At 67.9% G+C, this 15,021-nt stretch carries 15 protein-coding genes; 6 read left to right on the forward strand and 9 right to left on the reverse strand.

The features are described from left to right. The first annotated feature begins 36 nt into the window (after positions 1-36). Genes YM304_RS10925 through aztB form a run of 4 tightly spaced genes read left to right on the forward strand, consistent with a single transcriptional unit; the run spans position 37 to position 3,856 of the window. A complete protein-coding gene (locus tag YM304_RS10925; protein ID WP_015441743.1) occupies positions 37-1,287 on the forward strand; it encodes a CaiB/BaiF CoA transferase family protein in 1,251 nt (416 codons plus the stop codon). Between the two features lie 29 nt (positions 1,288-1,316). Further along, positions 1,317-1,757, forward strand: coding sequence for a Fur family transcriptional regulator (locus tag YM304_RS10930; RefSeq protein ID WP_015441744.1), 441 nt, complete (start codon positions 1,317-1,319; stop codon positions 1,755-1,757). Positions 1,758-1,814: 57 nt separating this feature from the next. Beyond that, on the forward strand, positions 1,815-3,011 hold the full coding sequence (locus YM304_RS10935; RefSeq protein WP_162142060.1) for a metal ABC transporter substrate-binding protein: 1,197 nt from the start codon (positions 1,815-1,817) through the stop codon (positions 3,009-3,011). Continuing rightward, positions 3,008-3,856, forward strand: a complete 849-nt coding sequence (aztB, locus tag YM304_RS10940) for a zinc ABC transporter permease AztB (protein WP_015441746.1) — start codon at positions 3,008-3,010, stop codon at positions 3,854-3,856. The genes YM304_RS10935 and aztB overlap by 4 nt, the downstream gene beginning before the upstream one ends. Before the next feature lie 18 nt (positions 3,857-3,874). Here the strand turns inward: aztB and YM304_RS10945 are convergent, their stop codons facing one another. Further along, on the reverse strand, positions 3,875-4,711 hold the full coding sequence (locus YM304_RS10945) for an SDR family oxidoreductase (protein ID WP_015441747.1): 837 nt from the start codon (positions 4,709-4,711) through the stop codon (positions 3,875-3,877). Between the two features lie 91 nt (positions 4,712-4,802). Here YM304_RS10945 and YM304_RS10950 point away from each other — a divergent pair, with 91 nt between their 5' ends. Beyond that, positions 4,803-5,762 carry an NAD(P)H-dependent flavin oxidoreductase gene (locus tag YM304_RS10950; protein ID WP_083908580.1) on the forward strand — a complete coding sequence of 320 codons (960 nt, stop codon included), beginning with the start codon at positions 4,803-4,805 and terminating at the stop codon, positions 5,760-5,762. Between the two features lie 217 nt (positions 5,763-5,979). Here YM304_RS10950 and YM304_RS10955 read toward each other — a convergent pair whose 3' ends face one another. The 5 genes from YM304_RS10955 to YM304_RS10975 form a co-directional block, all read right to left on the reverse strand. Beyond that, complete coding sequence (locus tag YM304_RS10955) at positions 5,980-7,170, reverse strand: MFS transporter (protein WP_015441749.1); 1,191 nt, start codon at positions 7,168-7,170, stop codon at positions 5,980-5,982. 29 nt (positions 7,171-7,199) lie between these two features. Then, a complete protein-coding gene (locus YM304_RS10960) occupies positions 7,200-7,511 on the reverse strand; it encodes a putative quinol monooxygenase (protein WP_015441750.1) in 312 nt (103 codons plus the stop codon). 17 nt (positions 7,512-7,528) lie between these two features. Then, a complete protein-coding gene (locus YM304_RS10965; protein WP_015441751.1) occupies positions 7,529-7,846 on the reverse strand; it encodes an AzlD domain-containing protein in 318 nt (105 codons plus the stop codon). After that, the gene (locus YM304_RS10970; protein ID WP_015441752.1) at positions 7,843-8,583 is read right to left on the reverse strand and encodes an AzlC family ABC transporter permease; all 741 of its coding nucleotides are present in this window, start codon (positions 8,581-8,583) and stop codon (positions 7,843-7,845) included. The genes YM304_RS10965 and YM304_RS10970 overlap by 4 nt, the downstream gene beginning before the upstream one ends. A gap of 147 nt (positions 8,584-8,730) precedes the next feature. Further along, positions 8,731-10,722 carry a S9 family peptidase gene (locus YM304_RS10975; RefSeq protein ID WP_015441753.1) on the reverse strand — a complete coding sequence of 664 codons (1,992 nt, stop codon included), beginning with the start codon at positions 10,720-10,722 and terminating at the stop codon, positions 8,731-8,733. A 109-nt stretch (positions 10,723-10,831) separates the two neighbouring features. Here YM304_RS10975 and YM304_RS10980 point away from each other — a divergent pair, with 109 nt between their 5' ends. Next, positions 10,832-11,572: an acyl-[acyl-carrier-protein] thioesterase gene (locus YM304_RS10980; protein ID WP_015441754.1), complete on the forward strand. Its 741-nt coding sequence runs from the start codon at positions 10,832-10,834 to the stop codon at positions 11,570-11,572. A 45-nt stretch (positions 11,573-11,617) separates the two neighbouring features. Here YM304_RS10980 and selD read toward each other — a convergent pair whose 3' ends face one another. The 3 genes from selD to YM304_RS22425 all read right to left on the reverse strand — a co-directional run bounded on the left by selD (position 11,618) and on the right by YM304_RS22425 (position 15,021). Further along, on the reverse strand, positions 11,618-12,667 hold the full coding sequence (selD, locus tag YM304_RS10985) for a selenide, water dikinase SelD (protein WP_015441755.1): 1,050 nt from the start codon (positions 12,665-12,667) through the stop codon (positions 11,618-11,620). Between the two features lie 100 nt (positions 12,668-12,767). Beyond that, on the reverse strand, positions 12,768-14,267 hold the full coding sequence (locus YM304_RS10990) for a carboxypeptidase M32 (RefSeq protein ID WP_015441756.1): 1,500 nt from the start codon (positions 14,265-14,267) through the stop codon (positions 12,768-12,770). A gap of 70 nt (positions 14,268-14,337) precedes the next feature. Next, positions 14,338-15,021, reverse strand: coding sequence for a prolyl hydroxylase family protein (locus YM304_RS22425; protein WP_015441757.1), 684 nt, complete (start codon positions 15,019-15,021; stop codon positions 14,338-14,340).

Below are 15,021 nucleotides of genomic sequence, written 5' to 3' on the forward strand. Positions count from 1 at the left end.
ACTGTCCTGCGTGACCAACAAGATGCAGCGCGTCCGATGACGCAGATCAAGCCGCTCGACGGCATCCGGGTGATCGAGGTCGACAGTTGGATGGCCGCTCCCAGCGCGGGAGCGATCCTCGCCGACCTCGGCGCCGACGTCATCAAGGTCGAGCCCCTCACGGGTGACCCCATGCGAAACACGAGCCGCCCGGCGAAGGTCGACGGCGAGTTCAACGGCTACGACTTCGGTTTCGACGTCGACAACCGGGGCAAGCGCTCCATCGCCGTCGACCTCGGCTCCGACGCCGGTGCCGACGTCGTTCGCCGCCTGGTCGAGAACGCCGACATCTTCTTGTGCAACCTGCTCACCCGACGCCAAGAACGCTTCGGCCTCCATCCGGAACGACTCCACGAGCTCAACCCCAAACTGGTCCACGCGACGCTCACCGGCTACGGCACCGAAGGTCCGCAGGCGTGGCGTCCGGGCTACGACGTCACGGCGTTCTTCGGGCGGTCGGGCCTGTACGACTCGACGCGCGAGGCCAGCGATGCGCTCGTGTCGATGGCGCGCCCCGCACAGGGCGATCACACGACCGGGTTGGCGCTCGTCGCCACGATCCTCGCGGCGCTGCGCGTCGTCGACCGGACGGGGGAGGGGCAGGTCGTCGAGACCTCGCTGTTCGAGACCGCCGCCTGGACGCTCGCCACCGACTACGGCGTCACCGCCGTCGACGAGGCGCCCGTTCGTCACCGCTCGCGGTACCAACAGATCACGGCCACGGCCAACCGCTACCCCTGCGGCGACGATCGCTGGGTCGTGTTCAACATGCCGGAGGAGTCGGGGTTCGCACAGTTCGCCAAAGCGGTCGGGCTCGAACACCTCATCGACGACGAGCGTTTCGACACCCTGCGCAAGCGGTTCCACAACATGCACGAACTCGTCGACCTGATCGACGAGGCGCTCTCGGTGCGAACACGTGACGAGTGGGGTCCGATCTTCGACGAGCACAAGATCATCTGGGGTCCGGTGCTCGCGCTGCACGAGGTGGTTGCCGACGACCAGGCCGAAGCGATGGGGATGTTCCCGACGATCGAGCATCCCGAGCTGGGGGAGTACCGCACCGTGCGTTCACCGCTACGGATTCGTGGCGTCGACACCACGCCTTCTTCACCGTCGCCGGCGGTGGGGCAGCACAGCCGCAGTGTCTTGCGCGACGCCGGGCTCGCCGATGCCGACATCGACCGGCTCGTCGACAGCGGTGCGATCGCCGACCCGGTGATCGCACGCGACGGGGGCACCGGCTGACGCCTGGTGCCGACTACCCTCGGACGACGATGGGATCGACGACAGAACTCGATCGGGCGGTGACACAGCAACTCGCCGATCACGACCTCCGCTACACGTCGGGTCGACGCGCGATCGTCGCCGGACTGCACGACGCCGACGGCCCGGTCACGCTTCCCGAACTCCTCGAGGCCTCCTCCGACCTGGCACAGAGCTCGGCGTACCGGAATCTCTCGCTCCTCGAGGAGGCCGGTGTCGTTCGTCGCCTCGCTCACGGTGGCGAGTACGCCCGATACGAGCTCTCCGAGGCGCTCACCGAGCACCATCATCATCTGATCTGCGAGAACTGCGGCTCGGTGGCCGATGTGGTGCTCGACCCGGCGGTCGAACGATCGCTCGACGAGGCACTGCGGGCGCTCGAGTCGTCGGAGGGGTTCGTCGCCGGGCATCACACGCTCGACGTGTACGGCCGCTGCGCGAACTGCACCTGAGCCCGATCTTCTGATTTCTGGTTGTTGCCGGAGGTGCGCCCCCGTACGCTTCTGCAAGTGAGAAAGATTCTCAATATCAGTACGACCCTGCTCGCCTCCACCCTCGGGCTCGGCGCTGTGGCAGCGTGCGGCTCCGACGCCGCGACCGGAGACAGCGACGCGTTCTCGATCGTCGTCACGACGTCGATCCACGGTGACATCGTTCGGTCCGCGCTCGGCGACGCTGTGCCCGACGCGATCACGATCGATGTCGTCATGCCGGCCGGGGCCGACCCGCACGACTTCTCTGCGTCGGCGAAGCAAGCCGAGCTGATGGAGAACGCCGGCCTGCTCGTGACGAACGGTCTCGACCTCGAAGCCGGTCTCGATGGCATCATCGACGCCGTCGCCGACACCGGTACGCCGGTGTTCGCCTTCTCCGATCACCTCGACGTGTTGAGCACGAGCGACGAGGATCACGCGGACGAGGATCACGCGGACGAGGACCACGCTGACGAGGATCACGCGGACGAGGATCACGCGGACGAGGATCACGCGGACGAGGATCACGCGGACGAGGATCACGCGGACGAGGACCACGCGGACGAGGACCACGCGGACGAGGACCACGAAGATCACGCGGACGAGGATCACGCGGACGAGGATCACGACGACGAGGACCACGACGACGAGGACCACGACGACGAGGACCACGACGACCATGACGGTCACGATCACGGTGGGGTCGACCCTCACCTCTGGACCGACCCGGCCGGGCTGATCCCCGTGCTCGAGGCGCTCCGGGCCGAACTGACCACGGCTGGCGTCGACAGCGCCGACATCGACGAATCGCTCGACGCCTACATCGCCAGGCTCGAGACCCTCGACGCCGAGATCGAGACGATTCTCGCCCCGATCCCCGACGACCAGCGCGTGCTCGTCACCAACCACGACGCGTTCGGCTACTTCGCCAACCGGTACGGATTCGAGGTCATCGGCACCGTGATCCCGTCGCTCACGACCAATGCCGAAGTCTCGCCGGCCGCACTCGACGACCTCGCCGAACTGATGCGAGACCGATCGGTCACGGCCGTGTTCGCCGAGAACACCGAATCCGATCAGTTGGCGTCGGCGCTCGCCGATGAAGTGGGCGGCGGTGTCCAGGTCGTCGAACTCTTCTCCGGATCACTCGGACCGAGCGGGTCGGGTGCCGAGGACTACATTTCGATGATGACCACCAACGCCGAACTGATCGCTGAGGCCCTGGCGCCGTGATCGACCTGTTCGCCGATGCGTTCGCGTCGCAGATCACGCAGCGCGCGCTCCTCGGCGGACTGCTCGCTGCCACGATCACCGCACTCATCGGAACCTGGGTGGTCGTCCGCGGCCTGGCCTTCTTCGGTGATGCCATGGCGCACGGCGTGTTGCCGGGCATCGCGCTCGCCGTCATCTGGGGGTTCGACCTGACGCTCGGTGCGATGGCGAGCGCTGTCGTGATGGTGCTGGGCATCAACGTGGTCCACCGCACGACCCGGGTGTCCGACGACACCGCGATCGGTCTGCTGTTCGTCGGGATGCTGGCGCTCGGCGTCGTGCTCATCAGTCGTGAGGTCACGTTCGCGGGCGACCTCACCGCGTTCCTGTTCGGCGACGTGCTCGGCGTGCGCACGACCGAACTCTGGATCGGCGTGGGGGCGTTGGCCGTCACCGTGGTCGGCATGGTCGTGGGCCACCGATCGTTCCTGGCCCTCGCCGTCAACCGAGACAAGGCCGAGGTGCTCGGCCTGCGACCCGACATCGCCCACGTGGCGATGCTGCTGCTGCTCGCCCTGTCGGTGGTGTCGACGTTCCGAGTCGTCGGAACCCTGCTCGTCTTCGGCCTGATGGTGGCGCCTCCGGCGACGGCCGTCCTGGTCGTCCGTCGCATGCCGGTGGCGATGCTCGTCGCCGTCGGCTTCGGCTGGTCGTCGGTGGTGTTCGGACTCACCCTCAGCTATCACGCCAGTACAGCGGCGTCGGCCACCGTCGCCGGCTTCGCCGTCGCTCAGTTCTTCGTCGTGCTCACCGTCGTCGAGATGCGCGACCTGCTGCAGCGCAAGCGGCTGACCGCAGCGGTCTGAGCCACAGCGACGCCCCGGTCAGAGCGGCGAGATCGCGTCGCCCGGGAGATCGCCGTCGGGGTACAGCACCGACTGGAATCGGCGCATTCCGGCCAGCCAGCGATCACGGTCGGCGCCCTTGCGCTCGGCGTACGTCGCGACCTCCGGGTGCGGGAGCACCAGGAACGTCTCGTTGCGGATCGTCTCGATGCACAGCGCAGCGACGTCGGCCGGGTCGAGCACGCCGTCTCCACTCGCCACCCCGCCTTCGAAGTCGTCAGGACTCGCATCGGGGTCGTAGTCGGGGCTGTTCTGGATGATGTTGGTCGCCACGGCCTGCGGGCACAGCACCGACGCTCGGATGCCCTGGTGATGGTGGCTGATCGCGATCCACTCGGCGATCGACACCGCAGCGGCCTTCGTGATCGAGTACGCGAGCGATCCGAGTTGCGTGAGCAGCCCGGCGGCCGACGCGGTGCTCAAGATGTAGCCCTCGCCCTGGGCGATCATCGACGGCAGCACGGCGCGAGCCGCATAGATGTGCGCCATGCAGTGCACCTCCCACATCTTCTGGATCGACTCGTTGGAGTCCTCCAAGCCGGCGGCGGTGACGTACCCGGCGTTCGACACGAACAGCCCGATCGGGCCATGAGCGTCTTCGGTGTCGGCCACGAGCTTGCGGATCGCTTCGTCGTCGCTGACATCGACGGCGGCGGCCGTGCCACCGATCTCGTCGGCCACGCGCTGCGCTGCGTCGGCGTCGAGGTCGACCACGACCACGTGGCGGGCCTGTTCGGCCACGGCAGCCCGGGCGATGGCAGCACCGATTCCTGATCCGCCACCCGTGACGACGACGACCTTGTTCGCGAGTTCCATACGCCGACCGTATGCGCCCGTGCGGCGTCGACCCAAGGGCGGGCCTCGCGCTCGTGTGGTCCCGGTTCGCGGTGTCGTGACTGCGTCGGCCATGATCGTGCCCATGAGCACCACGTTTCCGAACCGAGTCACCGAGATGCTGGGCGTCGAACTGCCGATCGTGCAGGCCCCGATGGGTTGGATCGCGCGCGCCCAACTCGCCTCGGCGGTGTCGAACGCGGGTGGCATGGGCATCATCGAGACCTCGTCTGGCGAGCTCGATGCGGTGCGCGGCGAGATCGCGAAGATGGCCGATCTGACCGACAAGCCGTTCGGCGTCAACATCGCCCAGGCGTTCGTTCGCGATCCCGACATCGTGCAGTTCGTGATCGACCAGGGCGTCAACTTCGTCACCACCTCGGCCGGCAACCCGACGAAGTACACCTCCACGCTGAAGGACGCCGGCCTCACGGTGTTCCACGTCGTGCCGACCCTCCACGGCGCGCTCAAGGCCGTCGAAGCCGGTGTCGACGGTCTGGTCGTCGAAGGGGGAGAGGGCGGTGGCTTCAAGAACCCTCGCGACGTGGCGCTGATGGTCCTCCTACCGCTCATCGCATCGAAGGTCGACGTGCCGATCATCGCCGCGGGCGGCATGATCGACGGTGCCTCGATGGCCGCGGCGCTGGCACTCGGCGCCGAAGGCATCCAGATGGGCACGCGCATGGTGTCGGCCGCCGAGTCACCGGTCCACGACAACTGGAAGCAGTCGATCGTCGAGGCCGCCGAGACCGACACGGTGTTCCTCAACCGCCACACGTCACCGGCGCTGCGGGCACTGCGCACCGAGCGGAGCGAAGCGCTCGAGTACGACACCGAGACCAACGCCATGTCGGCGCTCGCGGGCACGGCGCTCGACCTCTACTTCGGCGGCGACATGAACTCGAGCCTGGCGCTCACGGGCCAGGTCGCCGGCCGCATCGACTCGGTCGAGCCGGTCGCCGACATCCTCCAGAGCTGCGCCGCCGAGTGTCGCGAGATCCTCGCCCAACTCGCCGGCCGCTACACCGACTGACCGACCTGGTCATCTCCATCCCGGATCACAAAGTTGATTACATCGCTCCGGGAGCAACGTAACCAACTCGCGCCTCGCTGGCCGCTACACCGACTGACCGACCTGGTCTTTTCCATCCCGGCTGAGCAAAGTTGGTTACATCGCTCCGGGAGCAACGTAACCAACTCGGATGGCGAAGTTGATTACATCGCTCCGGGAGCAACGTAACCAACTCTGCTCAGCCGCGGGCGTCGTCGGCGCGGACGAGGCGGCCGTGCGCATCGACGGGGAGCCCGTTGAGCAACGCCACGGCGATCGCCGAGCAGATGAAGCAGGCCCCGATCGCCCAGCGGTAGCTGTCGGTCTGGTCGATGATCCACCCGGCCGTCGGCGGTCCGATGAGGCCGCCGAGGCCCGGTCCGGTGTACAGCAGCCCGAGAATCGACCCCAGACCGGCTACGCCCATGCGATCGGAGATCACGATCGGGCCGAGGGCGACGAAACCGCCGTAGCCGACCCCGAGCACGAGCACGAAGACCACCAGCAGCGGATACGACGCACCGGCGAAGAACCACACCACGAAACTGCAGCCCTGGATGATGAAGCAGGTTCGGTACAGGCGGAACGATCCGAACCTACGGACCAGCGATCCGAATCCGATCCTCGACAGCACGCTCGACCCGCCCAGCACGCCGACCAGCACCGCAGCGGCGACCGAGCTGACGTCGCGCTCCTTCGCGTACTGGCCGACGAACACGAACGGGACGAACAGCGACAGCCCGAGGAAGAACGCCGACACCAACACCTGCCGGAAGACCGGGCTGGCGGCGGCGTCGGCGAAGCGGGAGGGCTGCGGCGAACCGTCGCCCGGCGGACGGTCGACGAGCGGGATGCACAACAGCAGCACCGCGGCCCCGGCGAAGGCGAACACGACGTAGGTGTCACGCCAACCCCAGCGGTCGATGAGCGCGGCCGACAGCGGTGACAACACGAGGGTGCCGACGCCGATCCCGGCGACCGCCAACCCGACCGCCACGGCTCGCTGTCGATCGAACCATCCGCCGACGACCGCGACCATCGGGACGTAGCCACAGGCCGCCGCCACACCGACTCCGGCGCCGTAGGTGACGTAGCCGAGGCCGAGCGAATCGACGCGGCTGGTGGCGAAGAGCCCGACGAACAGCGCGACGGCGCCGATGACCAGCACCAACCTCGGGCCGAACCGGTCGGACAACCGACCCGTGATGATGCCGAGCCAGAAGAACGAGAACGTCGTGATCCCGAAGATGACGGCGGTGGCGCTGCGCGCGGCACCGAACTCCTCGCTCATCGACTCGAAGAAGGCGCCGAAGCTGTAGGCGATGCCGAGTGTCGTCGCCGACGAGAAGAATGCTGCGACGACGGTCAGCCAAGCACGGCGTGAATCCACGCCGTGCCGCTGATCGGCGTCGGGAGCGATCAGATGTCGAGACCCTTCGCTGCGAGCGGCGTCATCAGCGTGATCTCGGGAGCGCCGGCGAGGAGTCCGCCGAACTTGCCCATCGCTGCCTTCATCCCGTCGCCCTTGCCATGGATGGCGAGCGCTTCGCCGTCCTGGTACATCTCGAAGAAGTAGTAGACGCCGTCCTGGTCGTTGGCGCGGTGCGCGCTGTAGATCTCGAGGCCGTCTTCTTCGACGGAGGCGTCGCACACGCCCTGGAGCACCGTTTCGAGTTCGTCGTTCTTGCCCTCGGCGGCGGTGAGCTTTGCAATCAGTGTGATCTTCGACATTCGCCGACAGTACCCAGTCAGGTCAGCGCGCCGAGTATCCAGAGTGTCGACATGGCGGCCACGAACGTCCAGATGAGGTTGCGACGCCACACGGCGACACCGGCGGCGACCAGCAGCGCGGCGGCTTCGGCGAACTCGACGGAACCGACGCCATCGTCGCCGACGGCGAGGTTGACGGTGAGCGCAGCGAGCACGGCCGGCCCGACGTACTGCAACGACCGCTCGACCGACGCGGGGAGCGAGCGGTCGGCGAGCAGCAGGATCAGGCCGCCACGAGCCGCGTACGTTCCCGCTGCAGCAACGAACAGCACGAAGAGGGCGCTCGACGTGCTCACGGTGTCACCTCGGCGTGCGGAGCGTCGGATTCGGGACGTGTGTCGCCGCTGCGCCGTGCCATCACCTGCTCGGCCACCGCTCCGGCGACGACACCCACGATCGCCCCGATCACGATGCCGACACGGTCACGCAGCCCGACGGCAGCGAGCGAGGTGAGGCCTCCGGCGAGCGCCGCCACGCCGGCGGGAACCCGGTTGATCGCGAAGAGCACCAACCCGGCGAACATGATCGGGGGAGCGAAGTCGAGCCGCCACGCTTCGGGCACCACGGGGCCGATGAGCATGCCGAGTGGCACGACGAGGTTCCACGTCAGGTAGAGGGCGAACGCAGCGGTCAGGTAGTAGCGCCGGAACGCCGCGGGGTCCTTGTCGACCTGCACGATCGACAAGGCGAACGCCTGGTCGACCAGCAGGAACGGCGCGAACCAGCGCATCCAGCGCGGCTGGGTTCTGAACACCGGTGCCAGCGCGGCGCTGTACATGACGTGGCGGGTGTTGATGACCAGCACGGCAGCGATGATCGCCCACAGCGATGCGGTGCCGGCGAGGGTGATCATGGCGAGCTGGGCGGCTCCGGCGAAGACGAGTGGGGCGCTGAGCCAGCCGATCCAACCCGGCATCGCCGACTCGGTGATCGCGAGACCGATGACGAAACCGAACGGGATCGCCGGTATCAGCAGCGGGACGACGTCGGAGAGCGCGTCGCGATCGACGTGCTTCAGGGGGCCGCGAGTCATGACGGCGACGCTACCGACGCACCGGAGGCGCAGCGGCGTGGTTTCGGACAGACCTGGTGTTGTGACTGCCACGCACGCGACGCAGCGTGACCGCAGCGAGGTCGGCACCCCGGTCGGGGCTCACCGACCGGGGTGCGCGGCGCCGTGTCAGTGAGCGGCGAGTTTGTCGGCGAACCAGTCGAGGATGATCTCGAAACGTTGCACGCGGTGCACCGGGGAGCCGCTGCGCGACAGCTCGTGGTTCTCGCCAGGGAATCGGTAGAAGTCGACCTCGCGTCCGAGCAGCTTCAACGCGATCCACAGCTCCTCGGCCTGGACGATCGGGCAGCGCCAGTCCTCCTCGCTGTGGATGAGCAGCATCGGCTTGTCGATGTTGCGGACCTTCTCGATCGGCGAGTGGTCGGTGTAGACCTGCGGGTCGTCGATGTGACTCGGTCCGTGTTCGGTCTTGAACGCGGTGGCGATGTCGCTCGACCACTCTTCCGACAGCAGGTTGTTGACCGCTCGTTCGGAACAGAAGGCGCGGAACCGGTCGCCGTGATTGGCCGCGAGCCAGGTGGCCATGAACCCGCCGTACGACCCGCCGAGCATGCCCACTCGGTCACGATCGCAGAACGCATAGCGGTCGAGCGCTCCGTCGATGATCGACAATACGTCGTCGACGTCGACGCTGCCCCAACCGGTGCCCGGAGCGATCGGATGCTTCGGGCCGAGGATGGCCTGACCCCACTCGGTGTGCCGGCCGCTGCCGCCCCGAGGGTTGCCGAGCACGACGACGAAACCGGCCGCCGCCTGCGCTTGCGCCTCGTCGAAGAAGTACTCGCCGTACTGGGTGAACGGTCCGCCGTGGACGTTGAGGAGCACGGGATAGGTCGACGACTCGTCGAAGTCGGCCGGGCGCATGATCCACGCGTCGATCTCGTCGGCGCCGTCGGCGGTCGGCACCGTGAACTTCTCCCACGGCAGCAGACGTGGTGTGAGCCGGGCGGTCACGTTCGACCGACGCTCGCCGTCGACGAAGAGTTCCCCGGGCCGGTCGATCGTGGTCTCGACGGTGGCGAGCGTGCCCCCGGCAGCGTCGAACGTCGCAACGCCGAGCGGGCCGGACGTGAGCGGGTCGGGAGCGGCACTGCCGTCGGCGGCGATGCGGTAGAGGTGGGTGTCGCCGCGGTCTTCGGCGACGGCCAGCAGCGTCGACGAGCCTTCCCACACCGGATTCCGCGTGCCGAGGGTGCTGTAGAAGGTGCGATCGAGCGCCGACGAGGCCCAGGTGATGTCGTTCGCGGACACCGGGGTGTCGCCGATCGGGATGATGCCGATGTGCGCGTTGACCGGCAGCGTGAGCAGGTCACTGTGGCCGATGAACGCGACGCTCGTGCCGTCGGGCGACACGCTCGGCGATCCGTACTCGCCGTCGTGGGCGGTGAGCGAGCGGATCGACTCGGGGTGTTCGTCGGCGTCGATCGGAACGAGGTAGATGTCGGTGGCCAGGTCGGTGTCCCACGTGTCGTGGCGTGATGCGGCCGTGACGACGGCCGATGAGTCGGGAAGCCAGTCGATACCGCTGTGCTGGAACTCGCCGGGCGTCAGGTTGCGCACGCCGCTCGTGCCGTCGGCGGCCACCACGTACACGTGGTTGGGGCGGTCGAACACCCAGTCCTCGCCGTTGAGGCGACTGAACAACCGCTCGACCTTCCGCGGTGACTGCCACGACGCGTCGGGCTTGGTGTAGCGCTCGTCGCGAGTGCGACTGGTGAAGGCGATCCAGGCGCCGTCGGGCGACCAGGCGACGTCGCCGAGCCCATCGGGCATCGTGCACACCTGCCGGGTCTCGCCCGGCTCGGCGACCGGCAGGACGTGGAGCGTGGAGTCGCCCTTCTTCTCGCCGCGACGAGACGTGAACGCGAGGAACCGTCCGTCGGGCGACCAGGTCGGGTTGCCGTCGTGCTCGCCACCGGTGACGGGTGAGCCGTCGATCCACACCTTCGTGTACGTGGTGTTGTGCTCGAGGCTCGTCGTCGCGACGACGGATGCCACTCGGCTGCCGTCGGGCGACACCGCCACACCGACGACTTGGGCTCGCTGATCGATCAGTCGCTCTGCGATCCGGGTGTGCGCTGACTTCGTGGGCTCGCTCATTCCCGCGAAGGTACTGGCAACGGCGAGGTGCGAAACGCGCGTGTGATGAACTGGCAACAGGCCAGCCAGGGAATCCCGCGAGTCGACGTCGGCCTGGCATGATCGCTGGGTGCCGGAACTCCCCGCTGTCGAACTCCTGCCCCTCCCGTCCGCCGGTCGCGTGTACACCGATCGGCGCAAGGTTCGACTCGGCGACGTCGATCGGCGGGGCCGCCTCCGCCTCGATGCCACGGCGCGCTACCTGCAGGACATCGCCACCGACGACGCCTCCGACGCCGATCTCGACCGCCGGTTCGGCTGGCTCGTGCGCCGCACACTGATCGAGACGACCACCCCGGCGATGCTCGGCGAGACCGTCGATGTCGCCACCTGGTGCACCGGTCTCGGTCGGAGTTGGGCCGAGCGCCGCAGTTCGATCTCGGGTGAACGCGGTGCTCGTATCGACACGGTGAGCCTCTGGGTGCAGATCGACGTCGCCACCGGCAAGCCGTCACGTGTCGTCGACGACTTCCGGTCGGCGTATGGCCAGGCCGCAGCGGGTCGCACCGTGTCGGCGCGTCTGTCGGTGCCCCCACCCGACGGCGACGAGCGGCGGGAGCCGTGGACGATCCGGCGGACGGATCTCGATCCGTTCGAACACGTCAACAACGCGGCGAACTGGGAGTTCGTCGAGCACGCGGCAGCGCTCGACGAGAGCGGCCGCGTCGGCCGTGCCGAGATGGAGTATCTGCAACCCGTGGTGCTCGCCGACGACGTCGCCGTGTGCGGTCCGGCCGACGGGGGAGCCGGCAACTATCACCTGGTACGGGGAGACGATGTGCTCTCGGCCGCTCGGTGGACGCCGAGCTGAGACGGGCCGCGGCGAGCCGCCTGGAGCGGTGGAGCAGCGGAGCGGTCAGCGGAGCGTGACGCCGGCGCCCGCGGTGCCGGGTGCTGACGTCGTGCCGATGACCGCGGCGGTGTGTCCGCTCGACGCGAGTTCGGCGAGGATGCCCTCGGTCTCCGACGGATCGACGCCGAACACGAGACCACCGGAGGTCTGCGCATCGGCGATCAACAGTTGAGCGAGCTCGTCGTGGTCACCGGCGTCGAGCAGTTCGGAGCCCCACAGCAGGTTGCGACGGCTGCCGCCCGGCATGATGCCGTTGGCGGCGTGGGTCGTGGCCCCGGGAAGGAACGGGATCGACTCGAACACGATCTCGCTGCGCACGTCGGATTCGAGCGACATGCGACCGAGATGGCCGAGCAGCCCGAAGCCGGTCACGTCGGTACAACCGGTGACCCCGGCAGCGGAGGCCAGGCGTGCACCGATGTCGTTGAGTCGGGTCATCGACGCCACAGCACCGGCCGCTTCGTCGTCGGTGGCGACACCGGCCTTGATCGCCGTGGTGAGCACGCCGATACCGAGCGGCTTGGTGAGAAGGAGGTCCTGCCCCGGCTTCAGGCCGGCGTTGGTGAGGATGCGATCGGGATGCACCTCGCCCGTGACCGACATGCCGTACTTCGGCTCGGGATCGTCGATGGTGTGCCCGCCGACGATGACGAATCCAGCCGCGGTGGCGATGTCTTGTCCGCCGGCCAACACCTCGCCGAGGAGCTCGGTCGAGAGCGCGTCGGAGTTCCAGCCCACCAGGTTGAGCGCGAAGAGCGGGCGCGCACCCATGGCGTAGATGTCGGACACGCTGTTGGCTGCGGCCACTCGGCCCCAGGTGCGCGAGTCGTCGACCACCGGTGTGATGAAGTCGGCGGTGGAGACGAGTGCTCGATCGTCGTCGAGCTTCCACACCGCGGCGTCGTCGCCGGTGTCGGGGCCGACGAGGAGCTCGTCGGGATGTTCGGATTGCAGGTGACGCACGACGTGCGCCAGCTCGCCCGGGGCGAGCTTGCAGCCTCAACCAGCTCCGTGGCTGAACTGCGTCAATCGTGCGATCTCACTTCCGCTCATCGTGTCACCTCCATTCGTCGTCTCGGCTGCTGCGACGACCGACAAGGTATCGGCTGCACAGCGCAGGCCTCGCCCCATCGGTCGCTCGTGTGGAGTCTGGTCAGATGCCGTAGACCTCGGCCGTCGTGGCCTCGAGGTGATGCAGGAACGGCTCGCTCGACAGCGGTCGGCCGGTGGCCTGCTGGACGATCTGGTCGGCGCTGAGCGAACGGCCGTGGCGGTGCACGTTGTCGCGGAGCCAGCCGAGCAGCGGGGCGAAGTCACCCGAGCTGATCTTGCCGGGGAGGTCGTCGATCGCGTCGCCCGCGGCGTCGAAGAGTTGGGCGGCGATGAGGTTGCCGAGGGTGTACGTCGGGAAGTAACCGATGCTGCCCATCGCCCAGTGGATGTCTTGCAGCACGCCGTCAGCGACCGATTCGGGGCGGATACCGAGCAGGTCCTGATAGGTGGACGCCCACAGTTCGGGCAGATCGCGCACCGCGACGTCGCCGCTCGTGATCTGGCGCTCGATGTCGAAGCGAGCGACGATGTGCAGGTTGTACGTGGCCTCGTCGGCTTCGACACGGATGAACGACGGCGTGACGGTGTGCATTGCCTTGTACATCGCGTCGACGGTCACACCGGACGCCGCGGGGAACCGCTCGACGAACTTCGGCAGCGCCCACGTCCAGAACTCCTTCGACCGGCCCACCTGGTTCTCCCAGAGCCGTGACTGGCTCTCGTGGATGCCGAGCGACGTCGCCTGCCCGATCGGGGTGTTGGCGTGCTCCGCCGGGAGGCCCTGTTCGTACATGGCGTGACCTGCTTCGTGCATGATGCCGAAGAGCCCGGAGCGGAAGTCGTCGGGCTCGCTGCGCCACGTGATGCGCACGTCGCCCGGGCCGAACCCGGTGGTGAACGGGTGTGTCGACACGTCGAGGCGTCCGGAGTCGAAGTCGTAGCCGAGGGCCGTGGCGACCATCGTGCCGAACTCCTCCTGCAGCGCTTCGGGGAAGTCGCCCTTCGCCGGTGACTCGTCGACGACGACGCCGCTGTCGGCGACCTGCTTGATGAGTGGCGACAACTCGTCGCGCAGATCGGCGAACAGGGGAGCGAGTTCGGCCTCGGTCGCTCCCGGTTCGTAGGCGTCGAGCAGCGCGTCGTACGGGTGGTTGGCGACCCCGGCATCGACCAGCGCCGCGGCCTCCTGCTTGGTCAGTTCGAGCACCTCGCCGAGCACCGGCTCGAACGCGTTGAAGTCGGCGTCGGCTCGGGCCTGCTGCCAGATCGCGAGGGCGCGGCTCTGCGTCTCGGCGATACGCCGGGCGATGTCGCCGGGAATGGCGGTCGCACGACGGACGGTGCGCCGAGCTTCACGGATCTGCGCGGCGAGCACCGGGTCGTCGCCAACGGCCTCGGCGGCCGACTCGATCGCTTCCGCGAGCGCCGGATCGGTGAGCTTGTCGTGATGGATGCCGGCGAGCACCGAGAGCGCCTGACCGCGCGAGGCGTGCCCGTTGCGGGGCATCTTCGTCTCCTGGTCCCAGCTGAGCACCGCAGCGGCAGATCCAACGGCCGAGATGTCGGCCCACTTCGCGAAAAGGGTCTCGGTCGGAGTCATCGGCCGAATCGTACCGACGGCATCGAACACGCCGTCACCGCACGGAGCGCCGTCGGGCGAGTGGCGGGAGTCAGCGGCGGGCGCGGCCCGGTGGGCGCTTGCCGGCCGGGCGGGTGCGAGCAGCCTGATACGGCTCGGCGCGGAACCAGAGGTTGCAGGCCCACTTCTCGCCGCCCCACACGGGCGACCCACCGTGGAGCGCCTTGGGGTGGCGTGTCATCTCGGTGAGCGTTGGATCCTTCACGTTGTGGAAGATGACCATGCGACCCGGTTTGGCCTCGACCTCGATGTCGAGCTTCGGGAAGATCGTGCCGCCACCGTCGTCGACCTCGTTGAGATAGCAGAGCGCCGTCACCAGACGCTGTCCGCCCTTCGCCGTGCGCTGCTTGCCCTTCTCGGTGTTCATGTCCCAGCCGTCGAAGTGCGGCCGGTACTGCTGCGTCTCGGCGTAGTGCACGACCTGGAGCGACTCGGCGTGCTTCACCGGGATGCCGACGAGGTTGCTCACCCGCTTGACCAGGCCGCGCACGATCGGCGTCTGGTCGTGTTTGACCCAACACACCGAACCGGTTCGCCCGTCGCTCTGCTTGGCCTCGCCGACGGCGCTCACCAGTGCTTCCTTCGTGTTGCCCTGGGCCTGGCCGATGATGTGGAGGCGTTCGGTCTCGGTGACGTAGTCGTCGATGACCTGGACGATCGGATCGTCGGAGATCTGTTCGCCGAGGTGATACCGCTCCTTCAGACGTACTGCCAT

Source organism: Ilumatobacter coccineus YM16-304 (genome assembly GCF_000348785.1).
GTDB classification, from domain to species: Bacteria; Actinomycetota; Acidimicrobiia; order Acidimicrobiales; family Ilumatobacteraceae; genus Ilumatobacter_A; species Ilumatobacter_A coccineus.